Raw genomic sequence first — 25,202 nt, forward strand, 5'->3', positions numbered from 1 at the left:
CAGTATGCCGAGCAGGGTGCTGAAGGTGTTGCCGGGGAGGCTGCACGACCTTTACGTTGATCATGACCGGTCGACAGGCGTCCACAGGCGAGACGGCGGCAGAGACAGGGGGAGGGGACGGGCATGGGCATGGGCCGTTACGACGACAGCGTCTCTCCAGGGCTCGTCGACCATTCCTTCGCCGGCTCCACCTCACGCCGCCACGTGGACCTGCTCCGGGTCAGCAGCGCGCTCTGTCCCGCCGTCACCCTCCGGGCGACGCTCCGACTGACCGGCCCCGCGCGCTGATCGCGCGCTGAACACGTCGCCGCGAACCCCGGCGCGATCGCCCGGCAGCCCACTCGGCCAACCCCCAGTCCGTCTCGTTCGGCGGCCCCGCCGCCAGGAGGTCATTCCGCCATGCCTGCGAACCAGCCCGACTCCCCTGCTGCGAAGTCCCGTTCACCGCGCCGCACCGGCATCGCCACCGGCGCGGCGGTCGCCGCGGCTGCCGCAGCTGTGATCTCCCTGCCCGGGAGCGCCGCCCACGCGGCCACCGCCACGCCGCTGTTCGGCCCGCTCCAGGTCACCACCGACAGCCCCCGCGCGGACAACGGTGACATCTTCCTGACCCCCACCAGCGCCACCGCCTCCGGGGTGGAGATCCTCAGCCCGGACGGCACCAGGGTCGTCTGGTCGCACCTGGTACCCGCCGGTGAGACCGCCGCCGACTTTCGCGAGCAGACCTATCGCGGGCACCAGGTGCTGACCTGGTGGCAAGGGACCGGTCTCGGCGGCGTGGCTGCCGGAGAGGACGTGATCTACGACGAGAACTACCACCAGATCGCGACCGTCCGGGCAGGCAACGGATACTCCGCCGACGGGCACGAGTTCACCATCACGTCCAAGAACACCGCCCTGATCGTCTCCTACACCACCGCGACCGCCGACCTCACCTCGATCGGCGGCCGGGCCGACCAGGAGGTGATCGACGGCCTGGTGCAGGAGATTGACATCCGCACCGGCAAGGTCCTCTTCCAGTGGAACAGCGCCGACCACGTCCCCTACGGGCAAAGCGAGCAGCCGCTTCCGGCCTCGTCCTCGACGCCGTGGGACTGGTTCCACGTCAACGCCGTCAAGGTGGACACCGACGGCAACCTGCTGGTGGACGCCCGGGACACCTGGACCACCTACAAGGTCAACCGCCGGACCGGCCGGATCATCTGGCAGCTCGGCGGAAAGGCCAGCAGCTTCAAGCCGGTCGCCGCACCCGGGCAGTCCCTCAACACCGCCGGGACGATCTTCGCCTGGCAGCACGACCCTGAGCCGCTGGGCGGCGACCGCTACTCCGTCTTCGACAACGAGTCCGCAGGCACAGCCAATACGGGCCAGAACAGCCTGAGCGAACTGCCCTGGAGCCGCACGGTCACGGTGAAGCTGGACCTGAAGCATCGGGTGGCCACCCTGGTCTCGTCCAACGACTCCCCCGACCGGCTCAGCTCGCCCTCCCAGGGAGACGCTCAACCACTCTCGGGCGGGCACCAGTTCGTGGGCTGGGGAGCGCAGAACTACGTCTCGGAGTTCGACGCCCACGGCAAGCTCGTCTTCCAGGCCGAACTGCCCGCCGAGATCTCCTACCGCGCCTACCGCTTCTCCTGGAAGCCCACCGTGTAGGACGTCTCTCCCCGCCGCACGACCTGGACTTCCGGGAGCGCTGGTTCGACGGCCTCGGCCTGTGCGGGCCGACCGCCGCCAAGCTGCACGTTCCCTACGCCGTGAGGGCGGTGTGCAGCCGACCCGCTGACAGCGAGCACCACCAGCGCCGCGCCCAGCGCGAACAGCAGCGCGGGCAGTGGCTGGAACCGCCCCTGGTAGGCGAAGCCGGTCACTGCCCAGCGGGCCAGCGCCACCACACAGGCCACCAGTCCGAGACCGCCGAGCACCGGCCGGCGTACTGGCCCGTCCGGACGGGTCCTCAGATACGCCTGCGTCAGCCCCCGCTCCAGCGGCCGGAGCAAGAGCACCAGCCCGACCAGCACCGTGCTGAGCAGCAGCAGCCACGGCAGCCTGAGCAACCACCACAGCCCGGCGCCGTAGGCCGGCTCCGGGGCCAGGTCGGTCAGATACAGCACCGCCGCCAGCACCAGTACCGGCACCATGTGCCAGAGGTAGAGCGTCATGCTCGCCCCGCCCACCGGGCGAACCCACCGCCACACCCGGTCCCGCGCCAGCAGCCGCCGCGCCGCCGGGGCCAGCAGCAGGCACAGTCCGGTCTGTGCGACCGCCCAGGCCAGCATCGCCGCCGACGGGGGATTGGTGTTGCTCACGGTCTCGTCACTGACCAGGATCAGGCTCACCGGGAACGGCCCGAACCCCACCAGCGCCGCGAACGCCGCCGCACCGCCCGCCGCCATGGCGAGCTGAAGCCGACGGGGCGTCAGCAGCCCGTCCCGCCAGCAGAATCCCAGCTGGTACGGCACGCCCCAGACCAGGACGTAGTCGACCTGTCCGACGTACGGGGTGTGCGCTGCCACGGTCAGCACATCGGCGACCACGGCCACCACGCCCATGGCCACCGGCACCAGTAGCCCCCAGCGCCGGTGCGCCGCGTGCAGTGCCGGCGTGAGGGCGCTGAGCAGCAGATACACCGGCAGGAACCAGAACTGCATCCCCAGCGCCCAGCCCACCAGCGCCAGCGTCCCCGGATCGACCCCTACCCCCGCGCAGACTGCCACCGCGAGCAGCACCAGCCCCGCGTACGCCGCCGTGGGCAACAGCAGCCGCAGCGCCCGCCCACGCACCCACACCGCGGCCTCCCCACCGGCGGCCGACCACCGCGCCCAGGAGCCGCCGGCCGCGTACCCGCCGGCCAGGAAGAACAACGGCATGATCTGGAAACCCAGGGTCAGCCACTGCGTCCAGTGAACGGTGGCCAACAGCTCGGGCGCGCTGATGGTCCCGTCCGGCCGCCGCACCAGTCCGGTGATCAGCCAGTGCCCCAGCACCACCAGGCAGATCGCCAGCGCGCGCAGGAAGTCGATGTAGCGATCCCTCGTCATGTCGCGCATGCTGCCCCAGCACCGCACCCCACGACTCCGAAAACCAGGTGCCGCAACCAATCCGTGGCCGCAACAATGCCGCATGCTGACCAACCACTGGCCGCTGTCCAGTCTCCGCCTGCGCACTCCCCGTCTGGAGCTGCGCCTCCCCGACCATGAGGAACTGGCCGAACTCGGCGAGTTGGCGGCCCAGGGCGTGCACGACCCGTCCGTGATGCCGTTCACCGTCCCCTGGACGGACCTGCCCCCGGCCGAGCGGGCGAGGTCGGTCATGCAGTTCACCTGGCGCACCCTCGGAGATCTGACCCCCGAGAAGTGGCAGCTGCCCTTCGCGGTGTTCCACGAGGGACGCGTCGTGGGCCTCCAGGAGATCAGCGCAGAGCACCTGTCGGTGACCCGCGAGGTCGACACGGGCTCCTGGCTCGGTCGCGACCACCAGGGCAAGGGCCTCGGCACCGAGATGCGAGCCGCCGTACTGCACCTGGGCTTCACGGGCCTGGGCGCCGACTTCGCCACCTCCGGGGCCTTCTCCGACAACCACGCCTCGCAGGCCGTCTCCCGCAAGCTCGGCTACGAACCCGACGGCATCACCCGCCTCGCCGTCCGCGGCGAACCGGTCACCTGCCACCGCCTCCGCCTCACCCGCACCCGCTGGCAGCAGACCCCCCACCCGGCCACCACCATCGAAGGGCTCGAACCCTGCCTGCCGCTCCTCGGTGCCCCCGGCCCTACAGCCAGTTGCGGCGCTTGAAGATGACGTAGAGGCCGCCGCAGACCACGCCCATCAGGGCGATGGCGAAGGGGTAGCCGAAGGCCCACTTGAGTTCGGGCATCTCGCGGAAGTTCATGCCGTAGACGGTGCCGATCAGGGTGGGGGCGAAGAGGATGGCGGCCCAGGAGGAGATCTTCTTGATCTCGTCGTTCTGGGCGTGGCCGGCTTCGGCGAGCTGCTTCATCTCCTCGTTCTGGGCCTGGGAGACCAGGGTCGCGTTGACGGTGAGGATGTTCTGGAGCATCTGCCGGAAGCCGTCCACGCGTTCGGCGGCGGTGGTGGCGTGGTCGGCGACGTCGCGGAGGTAGCGCTGGAGCTCCTCGTCGGTGCCGTACTTCTGGAAGCCGCCGGCGAGGTTGCGCATGATTTCCAGCAGCGGCCGGGTGGCCCGCTGGAACTCGATGACCTCGCGGGAGAGTTCGTAGATGCGCCGGGAGACCTGCTTGTCGCCGCGGAAGACCTCGGTCTCGATCTCGTCGATGTCGTGCTGCAGGCCGGCGATGACCGGCGCGTAGCCGTCCACCACGGCGTCGAGGACCGCGTACAGCACCGCTTCCGGTCCCAGGGCCAGCAGTTCGGGGTCGGCCTCCAGCCGGCGGCGCACCGCTGACAGGTCGGGGGACTGGGAGTGACGGACCGTCAGCACGAAGTCGGGGCCGACGAAGAGGTGGATCTCGCCGAAGTCGACCTCCTCCACGTCGTCCAGGTAGCGGGCCGCGCGCAGCACCACGAACAGGGTGTCGCCGTAGCGCTCCAGCTTGGGCCGCTGGTGGGCGACGATGGCGTCCTCGACCGCCAACTCGTGCAGGCCGAAGCGCTCGGCGGCCTCCAGCAGCTGGGACTCGGCCGGACGGAACAGGCCGATCCAGGCCATGCTGCCGGGCTTGCCGGGGATCTGCTGGTAGATGTCGGACAGGCTGGTGGGCGTGGCGATCCGCACGCCCTCCCGGTAGACCGCGGCGTCGACGACGGAGCGCTCCAGCGACACCGCGTCGGGCCTGGGCTCCTGCCGGGGGTCCATCGAGTGCTCCGGAGCCCGCTCGGCCGGGGTCGAGCCGGGGGTGCGGGCGGGTGCCGCCGGACGGGTGAAGGGCCGCTTGCTCGCGCGGACCGCACGTACACGCCATTCGGACATCTCAGGAACCTCCATGGAGTAGGTCCGCCGTGACGCTGCACCTGCTCGCCCGCTCCCGGCGCGGGACGGCGCGGGGCAGAACGGGGCAGGGACCGTACGGCAGAACGGCACCCGGGGTTTTCCGTGCGGCAGGCGACCAGGAAGAGGTCAGTCGTGGACCGGACGCGGGTCCGCATGCGGACGCGTTCCGGGGCGGTGCACGGACCGGGGGCCGAGGGGAGAGGGGAACAGTCGGGGGCGGGGCCGACTTCGACCCGGACTACTGCACTCCACTGCTCTCACCTCCTCACCGCCGGGGCGCCGTCAGCGCCGACCGGGCGTGGGGCCGGCCGTCATCGGCGGCGCCCTCACCTTCACACCAAGTTCCGCAGTCTAGACCCGTTGTAGCAGCTCGTGCCCCCGGGGTCATATCGCGGGCATCGCCCCCGCCCCCAAAATGACATGACCAATTCACCGTATCCGGATTGTTCGTACCGCTCCGGGTTACCCCGGCTCCCTACGCTGACCTGCGCAGCAGCGCTCTGCCGCCGCCCCCTCTTCACCGTGGAGCCCGTCATGCGTCTGAGGTCCCGCACGCTCGCCCCGCTCGCCGCCGCGACCGCCGCGGCTGTCGCCCTCGGCGTGGCAGCAGTCCAGACCCACGCCACGCCCGCCGCCACCCCGGTCGCCACCAAGGCGGTCGCCAGCACCGTGCCCACCCCGGCCCACGTCGTGGTGGTGATGGAGGAGAACCACTCCTACTCCGACATCATCGGCAACAGCAGCGCCCCCTACTTCAACTCCCTGGCCGGCCAGGGCGCGCTGCTCACCTCGTCCTACGCGGTGACCCACCCCAGCGAGCCCAACTACATGGCGCTGTTCGCCGGCAGCACCTTCGGCCTGAGCTCCGACGCCTGCCCGGTCAGCGAGGGCACCACCGCCAACCTCGGCTCCGAGCTGCTGGCCGCCGGCGACACCTTCAAGGGCTACTCCGAGGGCCTGCCCTCCACCGGCTCCACCACCTGCAGCTCCGGGAAGTACGCCAGGAAGCACTCGCCCTGGATCAACTTCAGCAACGTCCCGACCGCCGACTCGCTGCCGTTCACCTCCTTCCCGACCAGCAGCTCCGGCTACGCGAGCCTGCCGACGCTGTCGTTCGTGATCCCCAACCTCAACGACGACATGCACGACGGCACCATCGCCGCCGCCGACACCTGGTTGAACAGCAAGATGTCCGCCTACGCGACCTGGGCCAAGGCCAACAACAGCCTGCTGATCGTCACCTGGGACGAGGACGACTACACCGAGAGCAACCAGGTCCCCACCATCATCGTCGGCCAGTCGGTCAAGACCGGCACCTACGACGAGACCGTGAACCACTACAACCTGCTGGCGACCCTGGAGCAGATGTACGGGCTGAAGGCGGTCGGCAACAGCGCCTCCGCCACCGCGATCACCGACATCTGGAACTGACACAGGGACTGGAACAGCACCGGACCATGCGCCGACCCCCGCTCCGCGCCGCAGCGGCCGCACTGACCGCGGCGACGGTGATCGCCCTGCTCGGCGTCGCCGTCTCCGACGCCGCGGACGCTCCCGCCGCACCCGTGATCACCGTCAGTGAGAGCGGTTGCGGCGCGGAGTGGGCCGCCGCCACGGACGGGCACGCCGGGCACCTGGTGCTGCGCCTCAGCGACACCGCCCGCGACCCGGCCGAGGTCTATCTGATCGCCCCCGGCAGCGGCGACGTCTACGCCGAAGTGCTGTCGCTGCTGCCCGGGGTGCCCAGGACCCTCTCCACCACCCTGGACGGCGGCAGCTACGCGCTGCGCTGCGTGTTCACCGACGGCCAGGTGCGGACCTCCCCGAGCCGCACCCTCAGCGGCACCGTCGCCGACGCGGTCGCCGGCGTCCCGCCGCTGCCCGACCTGGACCTGGGCGCCCCGGTGACGGCCTATCGCGCCTACGTCACCGCGGCGCTGCCCGGGCTGCTCGCCGCCAGCCGCCGGCTCGACGCCGACCTGGCCGCCGGCGACCTGGCCCGGGCCCGCGCCGACTGGCTGCCCGCGCATCTGGACTACGAGCGGCTGGGCGCCGCCTACAACTCCTTCGGCGACTTCGACGGCGCCATCGACGGCACCGCCGACGGCCTGCCGGGCGGCACCGCGGACCCGTCCTGGACCGGCTTCCACCGGATCGAGTACGGCCTGTGGCACGGCCAGGGCGCCGCCGTGCTGCGTCCGCTCGGCAGCGGGCTGGTCAAGGACGTGCAGGACATGATCGCCGACTTCCCCAGCGCCGACACCGACCCCGGCGACCTGCCGCTGCGCAGCCACGAGATCCTGGAGAACGCCCTGCAGTTCCAGCTCACCGGCGCCTCCGACTACGGCAGCGGCACCGCGCTGGCGACGCTGCAGGCCAATGTGCAGGGGACCCGGGCGGTGCTCGGCACCCTCACCGCGCTGATCACCCCGCGCGACCCGGCGCTGCTGCCCGCCGTCGACGCCGGACTGTCCGCGCTCGACGCCGACCTCGCCGCCTGCCGGACCGCCCCGGGCGGGCCCACGGAAGGCAGCCCCACGGACGGCTGGACCGCCCCGGCCGCCCTGCCGCTGACGCAGCGTCAGCGGCTCGACAGCGCCCTGGGCGGACTGCTGGAACAGCTGTCCACCGTCCCCGACCTGCTCCAGGGAAGGCCCTCCGCATGAGCCCCACGTCCGAGCCGCTGCGCCGCCGCTCCTTCCTGCGCGGGGCCGCGGTGGGCACCGCGGTCGGGGTGGGCGCGCTGGGCGTGGAGCGGGCTGCGGCGGCCGGGTCCGACGGCGGCGACCCCGGTCCGGCCGGGCGCCGCATCCCCTTCGAGGGGCCGCACCAGGCCGGGATCACCACCCCGCAGCAGGCCGCAGCGACCTTCGCCTCCTTCGATGTCACCGCCGTCGACAGGACCGCCCTGCGCGAGCTGTTCCGCACCCTCACCGACCGGATCCGCTTCCTGACCGCCGGCGGCACCCCGCCGGACGTGAGCGTCGCCTCGGTACCCGCCGACAGCGCCACCCTCGGCCCGGACGTACCCGCCGACGGGCTGACCGTCACCGTCGGCGTCGGCTCCTCGCTCTTCGACGCCCGCTACGGCCTGGCCGCCCGCAGACCGGCCCGGCTCAAGCCGATGCCGGTGTTCCCCAACGACCACCTGGCCGGGTCGACAGAGCTGCACGGCGATCTGTCGATCCAGTTCTGCGCCGATTCCCGGGACACCGTGATGCACGCGCTGCGCGACATCGCCAAGCACACCCGCTCCGGCATGCAGCTCAACTGGAAGGCCGACGGCTTCCACGCCGCCCCCCGCCCCACCGGCGCGCAGCGCAACCAGCTCGGCTTCAAGGACGGCATCGCCAACCCGGACGTGGCCACCGCAGCGGTGGCCGACGCCCTGCTGTGGACCAGGGGCGGCGCCGGCGGCGAGCCCGCCTGGGCCGAGGGCGGCAGCTACCAGGTCGTCAGGATCATCCGGATGCTGGTGGAGTTCTGGGACCGGGTCTCGCTGCACGAGCAGGAGACCATGATCGGCCGCCGCCGCGACACCGGTGCCCCGCTGGACGGCAACCGGGAGACCGACGTCCCCGACTACGCCGCCGACCCCCAGGGCATCGCCGTCCCGATGAGCGCGCACATCCGCCTGGCCAACCCCCGGACCAGGGCCACCGCCGCCCAGCAGATCCTGCGCCGCGGCTACAACTACGACCGCGGCGTGGACGTCAACGGCAACCTCGACGTCGGCCTGCTCTTCTGCAGCTACCAGCAGGACGTGGTCCGGCAGTTCGAGGCGGTCCAGGCCAGGCTCGCCGACGAGCCGCTGGTGGACTACATCCAGCCCACCGGCGGCGGCTACTTCTTCGCCCTGCCCGGGGTCCGCGACGGGTCCGACTTCCTCGGTGCGGGCATGCTGTCCTGACGGCCTTGACCTTGTCCCAGGGGGAAGGCCCAGCATCGTGGTGACCGGGCAGAAGGCCCGGGACGAGGAAGTCCGGTACCGAGAAGTCCGGTACGGGGGGAGGGGGACGGCCATGGAGCTCTGGACCATCGGAGCCTTCGCCAAGGCGGCCCGCCTGTCACCGAAGGCCCTGCGGCTGTACGACGAGCTGGAACTGCTGGTCCCCGCGCACACCGACCCGGTGTCCGGCTACCGCCGCTACAGCCAGGACCAGCTGGCCCGGGCCCGGCTGGTGGCCAGACTGCGCCGGGTCGGGATGCCGCTGGCCCGGATCCGCGAGGTCTGCGACCTGCCGCGGGGCGAGGCGGCGAAGGCCGTGTCCGGCTACTGGGACGAGGTCGAGGCGGAGCAGCAGCAGCGCCGCGACATCGTCCGCTTCCTCGTCGAGACGCTCTCGGAGGGATCCACCATGCTGCCCGTCGCAGTACGCGAAATGCCGGCGCGCACCCTGATCTGCTCGCTGCGCCATGTCACGTCGGCCGAGATCAACGACTTCACCGTGGAGATGGTGGTCCGCCTCGGCGACGGCACCGTCCCCGGGCTCGCCGGGATGGAGGGAGCGCCCTTCTTCATCTACCACGGCGAGGTGGACGAGGACTCGGACGGCCCGATCGAGTGGTGCCGTCCGATCCCGGACGAGGCGGTCGAGGCGATGGCGGCCCGCTTCCCGGACCTGACGATCCGCCAGGACCCGGCGCACCGCGAGGCCTACGTCCGGCTCACCCGCCGGGAGCTGTCGCCGGCCGACGGGATGCGGGCCGGGGAGACCCTGGAGGCCTGGATCACCGCGCAGGACGAGGTGCTGTCCCCGCGCGGCCCGCTCCGCCAGGTCTTCTTCGCCGACCCCCGGGGTGTGACCCCGGACACCCCGGTCAGCGACGTGATCGCGCCGCTGCCACCGCTCGCCGCGACCGCGGCCGGCTGACCACGACCGTCCCCGAACCGTCCGCGACCGTCCGCGGCCGTCCGCGGCCGCCCTGCTCCGAGCTGATCGTCCCGCTCTGGTACAGTTGAGTTACCGACGCGGGGTGGAGCAGCTCGGTAGCTCGCTGGGCTCATAACCCAGAGGTCGCAGGTTCAAATCCTGTCCCCGCTACTTGAACTCTGTAGGCCCGGCGTTCTCGCTGGGCCTGCAGAGTTTTGCGTGTGATTCAGATCACGCCCCTGCGGAGAACTCTCCGCCGCCCCCTGGCTCGTTCTTGCGATCCTCCGCGCCCAGCGCTGCGGAGCTCTCCTCGAAGCGTGCCGCTACGAGGAAGGTTCTCCGTGAACCATCGCACCAGCCGTTCCAATGACCAGCGTCCCGCCACCCGCTTCGGCCGTCCCACCGGGACGGGCACCCGCAGCGGTGGCGGCGGCGGGCAGTTCCGTGGCCGCCCGCAGCAGGGCGCCCCGCGCCGCCGTCAGAACACGGCCCCGCAGGGCGAGTTCGAGATGCCCGTCAGCACCACCCCGGCGCTTCCCCCGGTCGCCGCCTTCAGCGAGCTGGAGATGCCCAGCGGCCTGCTGGCCACGCTGACCCGCGAGGGCGTCACCGAGCCGTTCCCGATCCAGGCGGCGACCCTGCCCAACGCCCTGGCCGGCCGCGACGTCCTCGGCCGCGGCCGCACCGGCTCCGGCAAGACCCTGGCCTTCGGCCTGGCCCTGCTGGCCCGCACCGCCGGCCGGCGCGCCGAGCCCAAGGCCCCGCTGGCCCTGGTGCTGGTGCCGACCCGCGAGCTGGCCCAGCAGGTCGCCGACGCGCTCACCCCCTACGCCACCGCCGTGAACCTGCGGCTCACCACGGTCGTCGGCGGCATGTCCATCGGCCGCCAGGCCGGTTCGCTGCGCCGCGGCGTCGAGGTGCTGATCGCCACCCCCGGCCGGCTCAAGGACCTCATCGACCGCGGCGACGCCCGGCTGGACCGGGTCGCCATCAGTGTCCTGGACGAGGCCGACCAGATGGCCGACATGGGCTTCCTGCCGCAGGTCACCAATCTGCTGGAGCAGGTCCGCCCGGACGGCCAGACGATGCTGTTCTCGGCCACCCTGGACCGCAACGTGGACCGCCTGGTGCGCCGCTTCCTCAGCGACCCGGTCACTCATTCGGTCGATCCCTCGGCCGGCGCCGTGACCACCATGGAGCACCACGTGCTCTATGTCGCCGACGCCGACAAGCGCGCCGTGACCGTGGAGATCGCCGCCCGCGAGGGCCGGGTGATCATGTTCATGGACACCAAGCACGCCACCGACAAGCTGGCCAAGGAGCTGCTCGCCAACGGCGTCCGCGCGGCCTCGCTGCACGGCGGCAAGTCCCAGCCGCAGCGCAACCGGGTGCTGGAGCAGTTCAAGGACGGCCACATCACCGCCCTGGTCGCCACCAACGTCGCCGCCCGCGGCATCCACGTGGACAACCTGGACCTGGTCGTCAATGTCGACCCGCCCACCGACCACAAGGACTACCTGCACCGCGGCGGCCGCACCGCCCGCGCTGGGGAGTCCGGCACCGTGGTCACCCTGGTGCTGTCCAACCAGCGCCGGGAGATGGCGCGGCTGATGGCCGACGCCGGGATCACCCCCAACAACGACCGGGTCCGGGCCGGCGACGCCGAGCTGGCCCGGATCACCGGCGCCCGCAAGCCCAGCGGCGTCCCGGTGGTCGTCACCGCGCCCGCCCCCGCCGTGCCCGCGCAGGGACCCCGTGGCCCCCGCGGCGGCTCCGGCCGCAGCGGTGGCAGTGGCGGCAACGGCGGCCGCCGCCCGCGCCGTCCCTCCGGCCAGGGCCAGCGCCCCAGCCGCGCGGCCTAGGACAGCCACACGAGGGCCCCGAACCGCTGCAGGCGGTTCGGGGCCCTCGGTCTGTCACGGGTGTCCCGGCTGTCCCGGGCACGGCACGGGCGCTCCGAGCGTCAGTCCTCGGCCAGCAGTCCGGCCCGCAGCCTGCCCAGGGTCCGGGTCAGCAGCCGCGACACGTGCATCTGCGAGAGCCCCAGCTCGGCGCCGATCTCCGACTGGGTGAGGTCGGAGCCGAAGCGCAGCGACAGGATCTGCCGGTCCCGCGGCGAGAGCTCCGCGATCAGCGGCCGCAGCGACTCGTGGTCCTCGACCCGGGCCATACCGGGGTCCTCGTAGCCGATCCGTTCGCCGCGCGAACCCTCGCCCTCCTCGGCCGCCGCGTCCAGCGACCCGGCCGAGTAGGCCAGGCCGGCCCGCTGCCCCTCCTCCACCTCGGCCTCGGTCAGGCCCAGCCGGGCCGCCAGCTCGGCGGTGGTCGGGGTCCGGTCCAGCTCCTGCTGCAGCGCGTCGGTGGCCCTGGCCAGCTCCAGCCGCAGCTCCTGGAGCCGCCGCGGGACCCGTACGGCCCAGCTGGTGTCGCGGAAGAAGCGCTTGATCTCGCCGGTGACGGTGGGCAGCGCGAAGGTGGTGAACTCCAGGCCGCGGCCCGGGTCGAACCGGTTGATGGCCTTGATCAGTCCGATGGTGCCGACCTGGATGATGTCCGCCATCGGCTCGCTGCGGGTGCGGAACCGCGCGGCGGCGAACTTCACCAGCGCCATGTTCAGCTCGACCAGGGTGTTGCGCACGTAGGCGTACTGCGGAGTGCCCTCCTCCAGCTGGCCCAGGCGGTCGAACAGCAGCCGTGACAGCACCCGCGCGTCCTCGGGCGACACCGTCGACGGTTCCGGGATCTCGGGGAGTCCGGCCGGGGCCGGTCCGGCCGGGGCCGAGGTCCTCCGCGCCACCGTGCGTACCGTCTGCCGCATACCAAGCTCCTTCGTCGGGATTCGGTCCGCATGGCTGGCTGCCATGCTCCGGCCGCGTGTGGTGAGCTGTTCCGTCGTGCCCTACCCGGGATGCCTTCCGCCCAAGCATGGCACGGCCCGGGCCCATGCCAAAGGCGGGCACCCCCCCGTGGTGCCCGCCGACGCGCCGTTGCCGGCGCCAGGGGCCCATCCTGGTCGTACCCGAACCTCCGGACCACCCCCGACCAGGGGTTGTCCGCCCACCGACCGGGGGGCGGAGCGGGGGTGGGCCTCCGGCCGCCGCGGATTCGCCCAGCGCTGGAGCCTGGGGTACGGTCACGCGGTACTCCCAGGTCAACGAGGTGTTGAAGCGACGCCGGAACGGCGCGCCGCCGGTGGAGCAATGTCAGAGAATCGTCCAGGACAGGTCCTTTTGCCCCCTCACTCAGCCAGCAGCCTCCCGCTCCGGATCGCCATCGTCGACGACGAGGCGCTGATCCGGTCCGGCCTCGCCATGATCCTGGGCTCCGCCCCGGACATCGAGGTGGTGGCGACCTGCTCCGGGACCGACGCCCTGAACGTGGTCAGGGAGCAGCGCCCGGACGTGGTGCTGCTGGACATCCGGATGCCCGACGTGGACGGGCTGACCCTGCTGCGCCGGCTGCGGGCGCTGCCCGAACCGCCGGAGGTCGCCATGCTCACCACCTTCGACACCGACGAGTACCTGGACCAGGCGCTGCGGCTGGGCGCCAGCGGCTTCCTGCTCAAGGACACCGAGCCGGACGTGCTGGCCCGCTCGGTCCGGGCGGTGGCTACCGGCGCCGGCTGCCTGTCGGCGCCGCTGCTGCGGCGGCTGCGGGCGGCCGAACGGCGCGGCGGCGTGCGCGGCGGCGAGATCATCGGGGCGCTGAGCGAGCGGGAACTGCAGGTTCTGGGCTTCCTGGGGCAGGGGCTGTCCAACATCGAGATAGGCGCGCGGATGCACCTGGGCGCCGCGACGGTCAAGGACTACGTCAGCGCGGTGCTCACCAAGCTCGGGGTGGCCAACCGGATCCAGGCGGCGGTCCTGGCCGAGCGGGCCGGACTGCTCGAATGACCGGGCCGCGCAGCGTCCCCGCGCTCTGGCGCCGGCTGCCCCGGCGGGTGCGCCAGGCGCTGGTGACCCTGGTCCTGGTGGCCGCGTCCACCGTCGACGCCCTGCTGAACTTCCCGCCGCCGCGCGACTGGACCTTCACCGTCTCCATCGTGTCGGCGGCCTCGCTGCTGTTCTGGCGCCGGTTCCCGCGGCTGGTGCTGCTGGTGGTGCTGCCGGGGCTGTACGCGGGCACGGCCGTGCTGGCGGCCATGGCCGCCCTCTACAGCCTGGCCCGCACCCCCCGCCCGCACTGGCAGGTGTACCTCGGCGCGGGGCTGGTCGGCCTCGGCCTGTTCGTCCCCTGGCCGCTGCACCAGTTCACCGTGGAGACGCTGAGCGACCACACCCAGGACCTGATCTACGCGGTGATGCTGGCGGCCGGACCGGCGGCGCTGGGACTGCTGGCGCGCACCAGGGAGGCGCTGTCCGAACGGGTCGCCGAGCTGGCGACGCTGCGGGACCAGGAACGGGAGCTGCACGCCGAGACGGTGCTGGCCCGGGAGCGGGCCAGGATCGCCAGGGAGATGCACGACGTGGTCTCGCACCAGGCCGGACTGATCGCGGTGCAGGCCGGCGCGCTCCAGGTGACCGCGAAGGACCCGGAGGTCCGGGCCACCGCGGGCACCCTGCGCGGGCTGGCGGTGGCCACTCTGGAGGAGCTGCGCAGCATGATCCTGGTGCTGCGCGCCGCCGGCGCCGGACCCACCGAGCTGGCCCCGCAGCCCCGGCTGGCCGACCTGCCCCGGCTGGTGGCCGACTCGGACGTGGACGCCGAGCTGCGGCTGCCGGGCCCGGTGCCGCCGGCCCTGCCCGAGCCGGTGGAGCGCGCCGCCTACCGGACGGTGCAGGAGGCGCTGACCAATGTGCGCAAGCACGCCCCCGGCGCCCGCACCGAGGTGGAGCTGCGCTGTGTCTGGCCGAACGGCGGCCCCCCGGGCGGTGAGTCCTCGGCCGGGGAACGGCTGGTGGTCTCGGTGGTGAACGGCCCGCCAACACTGGTCCGGGACGGCACCGATCTGTCCGACCTGCCGCGCGGCGGGCACGGCCTGATCGGCCTGCGGGAGCGCGCCACCCTGCTCGGCGGCAGCTTCACCAGCGGCGTCACCTCGGAGGGGGGCTTCGCCGTACGGCTCAGCCTGCCGATCGTCGGTCCGCCCGAGGAGGAGCGCGCGGGATAGGCTCGGGCACGTACCGAACCTCTGCAGGAATGGAGTCAACGCGATGTCCGAGGGAACCCGTTCCGACCGGCTGCCGCTGGATCGGTCTCCGGAGTGGGCGGAGTTGGGAAAGCACCGGGCCGAGTTGGGTGAGGTGCACCTGCGGGAGCTGTTCGCCGCGGACGCCGGTCGCGGGGAGCGCTACAGCCTGCGGGTGGGGGATCTGTACCTGGACTACTCCAAGCATCTGGTGACCGATGAGACGCTGGGGCTGTTGCGGCAGTTGGCGGCGGCGCGCGGGGTGTTCGAGTTGCGGGACGCGATGTTCCGCGGCGAGAAGATCAACATCACCGAGGACCGGGCGGTGCTGCACACCGCGCTGCGGGCGCCGCGGGACGCGGTGGTCGAGGTCGACGGGGTGAACGTGGTGCCCGGTGTGCACGCGGTGCTGGACAAGATGGCCGGTTTTGCCGACCGGATCCGTTCGGGGCAGTGGACCGGGCACACCGGCCGGCGGATCCGCAACGTCGTCAACATCGGCATCGGCGGCTCGGACCTGGGTCCGGCGATGGCCTACGAGGCGCTGCGCTCGTTCACCGACCGGGACCTGACGGTCCGTTTCGTGTCCAACGTCGACGGCGCCGACCTGCACGAGGCCGTCCGCGACCTGGATCCGGCCGAGACGCTGTTCATCGTCGCCTCCAAGACGTTCACCACCATCGAGACCATCACCAACGCCACCTCGGCGCGCAGCTGGCTGCTGGAGGGGCTGGGTGCGGGCAAGGACGCGGTCGCCAAGCACTTCGTGGCGCTGTCCACCAACGCCGCCGGGGTCTCGGACTTCGGTATCGATGTGGCGAACATGTTCGAGTTCTGGGACTGGGTGGGGGGCCGGTACTCCTACGACTCGGCGATCGGCCTGTCGCTGATGATCGCGATCGGGCCCGACGCGTTCCGGGAGATGCTGGCCGGGTTCCATCTGGTCGACGAGCACTTCCGCACCGCGGCGCCGGAGGAGAACGTGCCGCTGCTGCTGGGTCTGTTGGGGGTGTGGTACGGGGCGTTCTTCGATGCGCAGTCGCATGCGGTGCTGCCGTACTCGCACTACCTGTCGAAGTTCACGGCGTATCTGCAGCAGTTGGACATGGAGTCCAACGGCAAGTCGGTGGACCGCGACGGTCAGTCGGTGCGGTGGCAGACCGGTCCGGTGGTGTGGGGCACGCCGGGCACCAACGGGCAGCACGCGTACTACCAGTTGATCCATCAGGGCACCAAGGTGATCTCGGCGGACCTGCTCGGGTTCGCCGAGCCGGTGGCGGACCTGGCTCCGGGGCTGGTGGCGCAGCACGACCTGCTGATGGCCAACCTGTTCGCCCAGGGCCAGGCGCTGGCGTTCGGGAAGACCGCGGACGAGGTGCGGGCCGAGGGGGTGGCCGAGGACCTGGTGGCGCACAGGACGTTCAAGGGCAACCACCCCACCACCACGATCCTGGCCAAGGAGCTGACCCCGTCGGTGCTGGGGCAGTTGATCGCGTTGTACGAGCACAAGGTGTTCGTGCAGGGCGCGATCTGGAACATCGACTCCTTCGACCAGTGGGGCGTGGAGCTGGGCAAGGTGCTGGCCAAGAGGATCGAGCCGGTCCTGGTCGAGGGTGCGGGTCTGGACGCGCTGGACTCCTCCACCGCCGCCCTGGCCACCCGCTACCGCACCCTGCGCGGACGCTGACACCCACCCAACTGACGCCCACTCACCAGGGCATCGCCACACCGCCGTTGGGACGCAGGATCTGTCCGGTGACGAACCGGGCGGCATCGCTGACCAGGTAGCGGACGGCGTAGGCGATGTCCTCGGGTTCGCCGATCATCCCCAGCGGGGACAGTCGGCGCAGCGGCTTCTCGGCGGCGGCGCGGGCGGTCTCGTCCATGCTGCCGTCGGGCCGCAGGTAGTGGCGTCCGGTCATCGCGGTGCGCACCAGGCCGGGTGCCACCGCGTTCACCCGGACGCCGTAGCGGCCCACCTCGGCGGCGAGGTTGCGGGTCAGTTGCACCACGGCGGCCTTGGACACCGAGTAGCTCATGATCTCGGGCTGGGCGGTGTCCACGGCTCCGGAGGCGGTGTTGACGATGCTGCCGCCGCCGTTGGCGCACATGATCCTGGCCGCCGCCTGGCAGGCGTGGAAGGTGCCCTTGAAGTTGACGGCGAGTACGGCGTCGAGGTCGGCCTCGGGCACGTCCAGCACCCGGCCGGTGCGGATGATGCCGGCGATGTTGCAGAGGATGTCCAGCCGGCCGCGTTCGGCGGCGGTGTTCTCGATCAGGGCGAAGACCGCCGCCCGGTCGGTGACGTCCAGCGCCGCGGCGCCGGCCGACTTGCCGATGCCCTCGGCGGTGGCCCCGGCTGCGGCCCCGTTCACGTCGGCGCACACCACATAGGCCCCCGCGGCGGCCAGTACCTGGGCGGTGGCCCGGCCGATGCCGCTGCCCGCGCCGGTGACCACGGCGACGCGGTCGGTCAGGCCGAAGGGGTCCGCTGTCTCGCTGTCCGTCATGCCACCGATGACTACCAGCGTCGCCTTGACTTTGGAAGCGACAGTGCAGTTAGCTACTGGCAAGTAACTTATTGAGGAGCGACCGGTATGACGGCAGCGGATCAGGTGTCCGAGTTCGACCGGGGGATCGCCGTCACGGCACGCCCCGGTGTGCCCTCGGTGTACGACGCCGCGCTGGACCCGGGCTGGCGCATCGGCGGCGGCATCAACGGCGGGCTGCTGCTCGCCCTGGTCGGCAACGCCCTGCGGCAGGAGTTGGGCGCCGTGAACGACCACGGCGACCCGTTCTCGATGAGCGCCTACTACATCTCCGCCGCCCGTCCCGGCCCCGGCGAGATCCGTACCGAGGCGGTACGGCGGGGACGCACCTTCACCACGGGCGCCGCCACCCTGCTCCAGCCGGACGAGCAGGGCGCCATGGTGGAGCGGCTGCGGGTGCTCGCCTCCTACGGCGACCTGGACGCGGCGAAGGGCGAGGTCCGCACCAGCGCCACCCCGCCGGAACTGCCGCCGGTGGAGGAGTGCATCAGCTCCGAGCTGGCGCCCCCGGACTTCCTCACCGAGGCCGCCCTGCTGCAGCGGCTGGAGCTGCGGCTCGACCCGGCCTGTGTCGGCTGGGCGCTGGGCAAGCCCTCCGGGGAGGGCCGGATCCAGGGTTGGCTGCGGATGGCGGACGGCCGCGAGCCCGACCCGCTGATGCTGCTGTTCGCCGTGGACGCGCTGCCGCCGGTCACCTTCGACCTCGGCCTCTTCGGCTGGACCCCGACCCTGGAACTCACCGTCCACGTCCGGGCCCGGCCCGTGCCCGGCTGGCTCCGCGTGGTCCACTCGACCCGGAACCTGGCCGGCGGACTGCTGGAGGAGGACGCCGAGGTGTGGGACGCCTCCGGCCGACTGGTGGCCCAGTCCCGGCAGTTGGCGGTCGTGCCGCGGCCGGCGTGACCTGACGTGGGGGAGGGCACCGACCCGGCGGTCGGTGCCCTCCCCGTTTATGCGATGGAGCTCAGTGACGGAGCGTCAGCCCGCGAAGGCGGTGGTGCCGCTCGGGGTGCCGAGGCCGGTCGGGCCGTCGTAGCCGGTCTCCGCGGTGCACAGGTACGCCGGGGAGCAGGTGGAGGTCGAGCCGCTGGTCACGTCGTTGAGCGAGGACGTGTGGGCGTAGGGGAAGGACGCCGGGTAGGAGCTGGTGGACGGGGTGCCGGCCAGCGCGTAGACCGCGGCGATGAACGGCGAGGCGACGCTGGTGCCGCCGAAGGTGTACCAGCCGCTGACGCCGTAGGTGTCGTAGACCGAGACGCCGGTGGCCGGGTCGGCCACGGCCGAGACGTCGGCGACGGTGCGCTTGGTGCAGCCGGTGTCGGTCTGCCAGGTGGGCTTGGTCTCGTACTTGGAGCAGCCGGAGCCCGCACCCTCGGTGCTGCTGGTCTTCCAGACGCTCTCGGTCCAGCCGCGGGTGGTGGAGGTGGCCTTGACCAGGCTGGTGCCGCCGACGGCGGTGACGTACTGGGAGGCGGCCGGGTACTCGACGCCGTAGCCGGAGTCACCGGAGCTGACGGTTATCGCGACTCCGGCGTGCTTGTAGTAGGAGGTGTCGTAGCTGGTCTCCGAGGAGGACTCGGAGCCGCCGTAGCTGTTGGAGACGTACTTGGCGCCGAGCTTGACCGCCTCGTTCACCGCGGTGCCCAGGTTGGCGTACGACGCCGAACTGGCCTCGACCAGCAGGATGTTGCAGTTCGGGCAGGCGGCGCTGACCATGTCCAGGTCGAGCGAGATCTCCTCGGCCCAGCCGGAGTCGCTGGTGGGCAGCGAGGTGGTGCTACCGGTCTGGCTGACCTGCTTGAAACAGCCGCTGGCCACGGTGCAGGCGGACAGGCCGTAGTAGGAGCGGTAGACGGCCAGGTCGGCCGCGGCGTTGGGGTCGTTGTAGGCGTCCACGATGGCCACCGTCTCGCCGGAGCCGTTGCTGGCCGCGGCGGAGGCGAGGCCGTAGGCGCTCTGCAGGTCGGTCGGGCCGAAGCCGGACGGGCTGGAGGTGCTGGCCAGCGGGGCGACGCTCTTGCCCTGGCTGGCGGCCTTCGCGGCCATGTAGGCGGTGGTGCCGCCGGTGACGCGCTTGGCGTTGCAGGACGCGTACCCGGCCGCCGGGGTGGCGGCACAGACGTTGGTCCAGGTGACGCCGATCTTGGGGGTCGCGGCGATGGTGCCGGCGTCGGCGGGGGCCGAGACGGCGAGGGCCGACACGGTGAGGGCCACCGCGCCGATCAGGGTGGTCAGTAGCTTGCGCAAGGCGCTGCCTCCAGGAGTTGTGCTCGGGGGAACCGGGGGCCGTGCTGAATCGCACCGAAGCTAAGGTTGACGAACCATCGACAACAAGGTGGCCTCAGTGGGATTTACCTGCGCGTCACAGATGTGCGCCGTTCTTGGCGATTTCTCCCGCCGATGACAGGCCTTTCACAGCCTGCGAGCAAGGGAAAACCCTCTATTCGTGTACGTAGAGGACGTCCGGGTGGTCGTGCGCGTAGCCGGGGGCCTCGGGGTGGTCCAGCAGCCACTGCAGCCGCTCGCGGCTCTGCCGGTCCTCCGGGGTGTAGACCACCAGCTCGACGTCGGTGGCCCCGAGGATCTCGAAGTTGCTCACCACCACCCGTAGTTCACCCACGGCCGGATGCTGGTGGCGCTTGGTCCGGGTGCTCACGCCGGCCACGTCCTGGCGCGACCAGATCTCGGTGAACTCGGGGCTGACCGCCAGCAGGTCGTCCACCAGACCCTCCCAGTCCGGGTCCCCCAGGTGCCGGACGTAGTGGGTGCGGAACAGCGCGGCCAGCAGCGGCAGGTCGACCTCCCGCTCGACCAGGGAGCTGCAGCAGGCCGGGACGGTGAAGCTCAGCCACAGCAGGTTCCGCCCGCGCGACCCCCGGAACCGGGGCCACAGCGCCGCGTACGGGGCGTTCCAGGCCAGCACGTCCAGCCGGGAGTTGATCACACAGGCCGGGAAGGTGCCGAAGTCGTCCAGGATCCGCTGGACCGTCGGGTCCAGGTCGTCGCAGGGCGGCGGCGCGGGTGCGGTGCGGATGTCGGCGAGGCGGTAGAGATGGCTCAGCTCCGGCTGGTTCAGCCGGAGCGTCCTGGCTATCGCGTCCAGCACCTGCGGGCTGGCGTTGATCGGGCGGCCCTGCTCCAGCCAGGTGTACCAGGTCACGCCGACCCCGGCGTGCAGGGCGACCTCCTCCCGGCGCAGCCCGGGCGTGCGCCGCCGGGGGCCGGGCGGCAGGCCCAGTTCCTCCGGGGTGATCCTGGCCCTGCGGCTGCGCAGGAAGGCGGCGAGCTCGGTGCGACGAGCGGGGGCAGTCGTCATGCGATCCATCGTGCCGCACACCACTGACAACCCGCCGGGACCCGTGGTTTTCCCCAGCCCACCGCGCGCGGCAGAATGCAGGTGGCATCCCTGCGAGAGAGTGGTAACCGCGCGTGACCCTTCAGACAGCGTCCATCCAGCAGACCATCGCCGAGGAGCTCGGTGTACGGGCCGGTCAGGTGCAGGCGGCGGTCGACCTGCTCGACGGCGGGGCGACCGTGCCCTTCATCGCCCGCTACCGCAAGGAGGCCACCGGCGAGCTCGACGACGCCCAGCTGCGCACCCTGGAGGAGCGGCTGCGCTACCTGCGCGAGCTGGAGGAGCGGCGGACCGCGATCCTGGAGTCGATCAGCAGCCAGGGCAAGCTGGACGAGGCCCTGGAGGCGCAGATCCGCGCCGCCGACTCCAAGGCCCGGCTGGAGGACATCTACCTCCCCTACAAGCCCAAGCGTCGGACCAAGGCCCAGATCGCCCGGGAGAACGGGCTGGAGCCGCTGGCCGAGCTGCTGCTCGCCGACCCGACCCGGGACCCGCAGGCCGAGGCCGCCGGCTACCTCGGCGAGAACGTGGCGGACGCCGCGGCCGCGCTGGAGGGCGCCAGGTCGATCCTGGTCGAGCGCTTCGGCGAGGACGCCGACCTGCTCGGCGAGCTGCGCGAGCGGATGTGGGGCCGGGGCCGGCTGTCGGCGAAGGTCCGCGACGGCAAGGAGGAGGCCGGGGCGAAGTTCTCCGACTACTTCGACTTCGCCGAGCCCTTCGTCAAGCTGCCCTCGCACCGGGTGCTGGCGATGCTGCGCGGTGAGAAGGAGGACGTCCTGGACCTCACCATGGAGCCCTACGCCGACGAGGCCGACGCCGAGGCCCCCGGCGGCTACGAGTCCCGGATCGCGCAGAAGTTCGAGATCAGCGACCGCGGCCGGCCCGCCGACCGCTGGCTGCTGGACACCGTCCGCTGGGCCTGGCGCACCCGGCTGCTGGTGCACCTGGGCATCGACCTGCGGCTGCGGCTGCGCACCGAGGCCGAGGACGAGGCGGTCCGGGTCTTCGCCGCCAACCTGCGCGACCTGCTGCTGGCCGCCCCGGCCGGCACCCGGGCCACCCTCGGCCTGGACCCGGGCTTCCGCACCGGGGTCAAGGTCGCCGTGGTGGACGCCACCGGCAAGGTCGTCGCCCACGACACCATCCACCCGCACGTCCCGGCCAACCGCTGGGACGAGTCCATCCACACCCTGGCCAGGCTGTGCGCGGCGCACCGGGTCGAGCTGATCGCCATCGGCAACGGCACCGCCTCCCGGGAGACGGACAAGCTGGCCGGGGACCTGATCAAGCGTCACCCCGAGCTGAAGCTGACCAAGGCCGTGGTCTCCGAGGCCGGCGCCTCGGTCTACTCGGCCTCCGCCTTCGCCTCGCAGGAGCTGCCCGAGCTCAACGTCTCCATCCGCGGCGCGGTCTCCATCGCCCGCCGGCTGCAGGACCCGCTGGCCGAGCTGGTCAAGATCGACCCCAAGTCGATCGGCGTGGGCCAGTACCAGCACGACCTCTCCGAGGCCAAGCTGTCCCGCTCGCTGGACGCGGTGGTCGAGGACTGCGTCAACGGCGTCGGCGTGGACGTCAACACGGCCTCGGCGCCGCTGCTGACCCGGGTGTCCGGCATCGGCGCGACCCTGGCCGACAACATCGTGGCGCACCGCGACGCCAACGGCCCGTTCCGCAGCCGCAAGGCAATCAAGGACGTGGCCCGGCTCGGCCCCAAGGCCTTCGAGCAGTGCGCGGGCTTCCTGCGGATCCCCGGCGGCGACGACCCGCTGGACGGCTCCAGCGTGCACCCCGAGGCCTACCCGGTGGTGCGCAGGATCCTGACGAACACCGGCGGCGACCTCAAGGCGCTGATCGGCAACGGCTCGGTGCTGCGCGGGCTGCGCCCCTCGGACTTCGCCGACGAGCAGTTCGGCGTGCCGACCGTCACCGACATCCTGCGCGAGCTGGAGAAGCCGGGCCGGGACCCGCGGCCGGCGTTCCGTACCGCGGCCTTCAAGGAGGGCGTGGAGAAGCTCTCCGACCTGGAGCCGGGGATGCTGCTGGAGGGCACCGTCACCAATGTCGCGGCCTTCGGCGCCTTCGTCGACGTCGGCGTGCACCAGGACGGCCTGGTCCATGTCTCGGCGCTGTCCAGGACCTTCGTCAAGGACCCGCGCGAGGTGGTGAAGTCCGGCGACATCGTCCGGGTGAAGGTGCTGGAGGTGGACATCCCGCGCAAGCGGATCTCGCTGACGCTGCGGCTGGACGACGAGGCCGGGCCCAAGCAGGAGCGCGGACCGCGCGGCCGGCAGCAGGGGCAGGACCAGGGTCAGGGCCAGGGTCCGACGCAGGGTCAGCGGTCGCAGGGCCAGGGCCGCAGGGCGCCGCAGCCCCGGCGGGAGAACGCCCGGGGCGGCGCCGCGCCGGCGCCGGCGGCCAACAGCGCGATGGCGGACGCCCTGCGCAGGGCGGGTCTGCGGCCCTGATCGGAGCATCGCTGCCATCGGCTGATGGCACAGTGGATCCTGGTGCGCCAATGGTCCGGGCGTCCGGCGCCGCACTCGTACGATGATCCAAGGAAGTCCCCATCCGCTCCCCCGTGCGGAAGGGGACTTCCTGCTTTGGCCTGCTTTGGCGGTCCGGGTCACCCGGCCTGACGTAGCCAGACGGCCGTGTCCGAAGGCAGCAGCTCCCCGTCCAGCGGGCCGCTGGCCAGAAGCAGCTCGACCTGTCCGGGCAGGGCGACCGGGGTCGTGCCCAGGTTCACCACGCAGCGGAAGCCGCCGGGCCGGGTGAAGTCCAGCACCTCCGGTGCGGACGGCAGCCAGGCCATGGGGCCGTCGCCGAGCCCGGGCTCCGCGCGGCGCAGCCGCAGCCCGGCCCGGTAGAGCTCCAGATGTGATCCGGCCATCCCGGACTCGGCCGCGGCGGTGTGCTCCTTCCAGGCCGCCGGCTGGACGTCCAGCCACGGCGGCGCGTCCCCGTCGCCCACGCTGAAGCCGAACGGGCGCCCGGTGCCGCTCCACGGGATCGGGACCCGGCAGCCGTCCCTGCCCCGGTCGACATGGCCGGAGCGCAGCCAGGTGGGGTCCTGGCGCAGCTCGTCGGGGATGTCCTCGACCTCCCACAGGCCCAGCTCGTCGCCCTGGTAGACGTAGACGCCGCCGGGCAGCGCGAAGGTCAGCAGCGCGGCGGCGCGGGCCCGGCGGGTGCCCAGGTCCAGGTCGACCGGGCGGCCGAAGCGCCCGGCCCGGTCGAAGTCGTAGGTGGTGTCGGCGCGGCCGTAGCGGGTGACGTGGCGGGTGGTGTCGTGGTTGGACAGCACCCAGGTCGGCGGGGCGCCCACCAGCGCGTGCGCGGACAGGGTGTCGTCGATGACCCCGCGCAGCTCGGCCGCGTCCCAGCCGGACTTCAGCAGCGGGAAGTTGAAGGCGGTCTGCAACTCGTCGGGGCGCAGGTAGCGGGCGAAGCGGGCCGGGTTGTTCTCCCACAGTTCGGCGACGAACATCCGCTCGCCGGGGTAGGAGTCGGTGATGGCGCGCCAGCTGCGGTAGATCTCGTGCACCCCCTCCTGGTCCCGCCAGGGGTCGGGGCGGCCGTGGTGCCCGGCGGAGTGGGGCAGGCCCTGCTCCTTGACCAGGTGGTCGGTGACGTCGATCCGGAAGCCGTCCACGCCGCGGTCCAGCCAGAACCGCAGGATGGACTCGAACTCGGCCCGGACCGCCGGGTTGTCCCAGTTCCAGTCCGGCTGCTCGGGCGCGAACATGTGCAGGTACCACTCGCCGGGGCGGCCCTCGGCGTCGGTGGTGCGCTGCCAGGCGGAGCCGCCGAAGTGGGCCTGCCAGTCGTTGGGCGGCAGGTCGCCGCCCGGGCCGCGCCCGGGGCGGAAGTGGAACAGCGCCCGCTCGGCCGAGCCCGGGGCCGCCGCCAGCGCCGCCCGGAACCAGGGGTGCTGGTCCGAGCAGTGGTTGGGGACCAGGTCGACGATGGTCCGCAGCCCCAGCTCGTGGCCCTCGGCTATCAGCGCCTCGGCCTCGGCGAGGGTGCCGAAGGCCGGGTCGATGTCGCGGTAGTCGGCGATGTCGTAGCCGCCGTCCGCCAGCGGGGAGACGTACCAGGGCGAGATCCACAGCGCGTCCACGCCCAGCTCCACCAGGTACGGCAGCCGGCTGCGGATGCCGGCCACATCACCGGTGCCGTCGCCGTCGCCGTCCATGAAGCTGCGCGGGTACACCTGGAAGATGGCCGCCCCGCGCCACCACGGCTGAGTCTCCGTCACCTGCTCCGCCACCTGATCCGTCAAGGTCGTCTCCTCCATGCCCAGGGTCGGGACCGAGCCGTCCCGGCCCGC

At 72.1% G+C, this 25,202-nt stretch carries 20 protein-coding genes and 1 tRNA gene; 14 read left to right on the plus strand and 7 right to left on the minus strand.

The annotated features are described in order from the left end of the window. Positions 1–123 precede the first annotated feature (123 nt). Positions 124–288 (plus strand): putative leader peptide, encoded by a 165-nt coding sequence (locus ABUW04_RS19690; RefSeq protein ID WP_380565964.1) that lies wholly within the window; start codon positions 124–126, stop codon positions 286–288. 111 nt (positions 289–399) lie between these two features. Continuing rightward, the gene (locus ABUW04_RS19695) at positions 400–1,653 is read left to right on the plus strand and encodes an arylsulfotransferase family protein (protein WP_380565966.1); all 1,254 of its coding nucleotides are present in this window, start codon (positions 400–402) and stop codon (positions 1,651–1,653) included. On the opposite strand, the gene ABUW04_RS19700 is transcribed toward ABUW04_RS19695, so the two are convergent. Next, positions 1,623–3,038: an acyltransferase family protein gene (locus tag ABUW04_RS19700; protein ID WP_380565967.1), complete on the minus strand. Its 1,416-nt coding sequence runs from the start codon at positions 3,036–3,038 to the stop codon at positions 1,623–1,625. The genes ABUW04_RS19695 and ABUW04_RS19700 overlap by 31 nt on opposite strands. 82 nt (positions 3,039–3,120) lie before the next feature. Here ABUW04_RS19700 and ABUW04_RS19705 point away from each other — a divergent pair, with 82 nt between their 5' ends. After that, a complete protein-coding gene (locus ABUW04_RS19705; protein WP_380565968.1) occupies positions 3,121–3,789 on the plus strand; it encodes a GNAT family N-acetyltransferase in 669 nt (222 codons plus the stop codon). On the opposite strand, the gene ABUW04_RS19710 is transcribed toward ABUW04_RS19705, so the two are convergent. Further along, positions 3,767–4,945, minus strand: a complete 1,179-nt coding sequence (locus ABUW04_RS19710; protein ID WP_380565969.1) for a magnesium and cobalt transport protein CorA — start codon at positions 4,943–4,945, stop codon at positions 3,767–3,769. The two genes, ABUW04_RS19705 and ABUW04_RS19710, sit on opposite strands and share 23 nt — an antisense overlap. 555 nt (positions 4,946–5,500) lie before the next feature. On the opposite strand from ABUW04_RS19710, the gene ABUW04_RS19715 reads away from it, so the two are divergent. From ABUW04_RS19715 to ABUW04_RS19740, 6 genes are all read left to right on the plus strand, one after another. Then, a complete protein-coding gene (locus tag ABUW04_RS19715) occupies positions 5,501–6,397 on the plus strand; it encodes an alkaline phosphatase family protein (RefSeq protein ID WP_380565970.1) in 897 nt (298 codons plus the stop codon). 26 nt (positions 6,398–6,423) lie between these two features. Beyond that, on the plus strand, positions 6,424–7,632 hold the full coding sequence (locus ABUW04_RS19720) for an EfeM/EfeO family lipoprotein (RefSeq protein ID WP_380565971.1): 1,209 nt from the start codon (positions 6,424–6,426) through the stop codon (positions 7,630–7,632). Next, the gene (efeB, locus tag ABUW04_RS19725) at positions 7,629–8,876 is read left to right on the plus strand and encodes an iron uptake transporter deferrochelatase/peroxidase subunit (protein ID WP_380565972.1); all 1,248 of its coding nucleotides are present in this window, start codon (positions 7,629–7,631) and stop codon (positions 8,874–8,876) included. The genes ABUW04_RS19720 and efeB overlap by 4 nt, the downstream gene beginning before the upstream one ends. 112 nt (positions 8,877–8,988) lie before the next feature. Then, the gene (locus ABUW04_RS19730) at positions 8,989–9,840 is read left to right on the plus strand and encodes a MerR family transcriptional regulator (protein ID WP_380565973.1); all 852 of its coding nucleotides are present in this window, start codon (positions 8,989–8,991) and stop codon (positions 9,838–9,840) included. 97 nt (positions 9,841–9,937) lie between these two features. Then, a tRNA-Met gene (locus ABUW04_RS19735) sits at positions 9,938–10,011 on the plus strand. Between the two features lie 170 nt (positions 10,012–10,181). Beyond that, a complete protein-coding gene (locus tag ABUW04_RS19740) occupies positions 10,182–11,702 on the plus strand; it encodes a DEAD/DEAH box helicase (protein ID WP_380565974.1) in 1,521 nt (506 codons plus the stop codon). A 101-nt stretch (positions 11,703–11,803) separates the two neighbouring features. Here the strand turns inward: ABUW04_RS19740 and ABUW04_RS19745 are convergent, their stop codons facing one another. Continuing rightward, positions 11,804–12,658: an RNA polymerase sigma factor SigF gene (locus tag ABUW04_RS19745; RefSeq protein WP_380565975.1), complete on the minus strand. Its 855-nt coding sequence runs from the start codon at positions 12,656–12,658 to the stop codon at positions 11,804–11,806. A gap of 493 nt (positions 12,659–13,151) precedes the next feature. Here ABUW04_RS19745 and ABUW04_RS19750 point away from each other — a divergent pair, with 493 nt between their 5' ends. From ABUW04_RS19750 to pgi, 3 genes are read left to right on the plus strand one after another with little or no spacing between them, the layout of a single operon-like run. Continuing rightward, the gene (locus ABUW04_RS19750) at positions 13,152–13,733 is read left to right on the plus strand and encodes a response regulator transcription factor (protein ID WP_380565997.1); all 582 of its coding nucleotides are present in this window, start codon (positions 13,152–13,154) and stop codon (positions 13,731–13,733) included. Beyond that, positions 13,730–14,950 carry a sensor histidine kinase gene (locus tag ABUW04_RS19755; RefSeq protein WP_037594701.1) on the plus strand — a complete coding sequence of 407 codons (1,221 nt, stop codon included), beginning with the start codon at positions 13,730–13,732 and terminating at the stop codon, positions 14,948–14,950. The genes ABUW04_RS19750 and ABUW04_RS19755 overlap by 4 nt, the downstream gene beginning before the upstream one ends. A 43-nt stretch (positions 14,951–14,993) precedes the next feature. Continuing rightward, positions 14,994–16,655 carry a glucose-6-phosphate isomerase gene (gene pgi, locus ABUW04_RS19760; protein ID WP_380565976.1) on the plus strand — a complete coding sequence of 554 codons (1,662 nt, stop codon included), beginning with the start codon at positions 14,994–14,996 and terminating at the stop codon, positions 16,653–16,655. A gap of 22 nt (positions 16,656–16,677) precedes the next feature. Here pgi and ABUW04_RS19765 read toward each other — a convergent pair whose 3' ends face one another. Then, positions 16,678–17,478 (minus strand): SDR family NAD(P)-dependent oxidoreductase, encoded by an 801-nt coding sequence (locus ABUW04_RS19765; RefSeq protein WP_380565977.1) that lies wholly within the window; start codon positions 17,476–17,478, stop codon positions 16,678–16,680. 87 nt (positions 17,479–17,565) lie between these two features. Here ABUW04_RS19765 and ABUW04_RS19770 point away from each other — a divergent pair, with 87 nt between their 5' ends. Beyond that, positions 17,566–18,420 (plus strand): thioesterase family protein, encoded by an 855-nt coding sequence (locus ABUW04_RS19770; RefSeq protein WP_380565978.1) that lies wholly within the window; start codon positions 17,566–17,568, stop codon positions 18,418–18,420. Positions 18,421–18,495: 75 nt separating this feature from the next. On the opposite strand, the gene ABUW04_RS19775 is transcribed toward ABUW04_RS19770, so the two are convergent. After that, a complete protein-coding gene (locus tag ABUW04_RS19775) occupies positions 18,496–19,764 on the minus strand; it encodes a S53 family peptidase (RefSeq protein WP_051726130.1) in 1,269 nt (422 codons plus the stop codon). Positions 19,765–19,957: 193 nt separating this feature from the next. After that, positions 19,958–20,833 (minus strand): helix-turn-helix transcriptional regulator, encoded by an 876-nt coding sequence (locus tag ABUW04_RS19780; protein ID WP_380565979.1) that lies wholly within the window; start codon positions 20,831–20,833, stop codon positions 19,958–19,960. A gap of 113 nt (positions 20,834–20,946) precedes the next feature. Here ABUW04_RS19780 and ABUW04_RS19785 point away from each other — a divergent pair, with 113 nt between their 5' ends. Then, on the plus strand, positions 20,947–23,337 hold the full coding sequence (locus ABUW04_RS19785; RefSeq protein ID WP_380565980.1) for a Tex family protein: 2,391 nt from the start codon (positions 20,947–20,949) through the stop codon (positions 23,335–23,337). Positions 23,338–23,495: 158 nt separating this feature from the next. Here the strand turns inward: ABUW04_RS19785 and ABUW04_RS19790 are convergent, their stop codons facing one another. Then, a complete protein-coding gene (locus ABUW04_RS19790; RefSeq protein WP_380565981.1) occupies positions 23,496–25,169 on the minus strand; it encodes a glycoside hydrolase family 13 protein in 1,674 nt (557 codons plus the stop codon). Positions 25,170–25,202: the final 33 nt, after the last annotated feature.

The organism is Streptacidiphilus jeojiensis (assembly GCF_042510965.1).
In the GTDB taxonomy this organism is placed as follows: Bacteria; Actinomycetota; Actinomycetes; order Streptomycetales; family Streptomycetaceae; genus Streptacidiphilus; species Streptacidiphilus jeojiensis.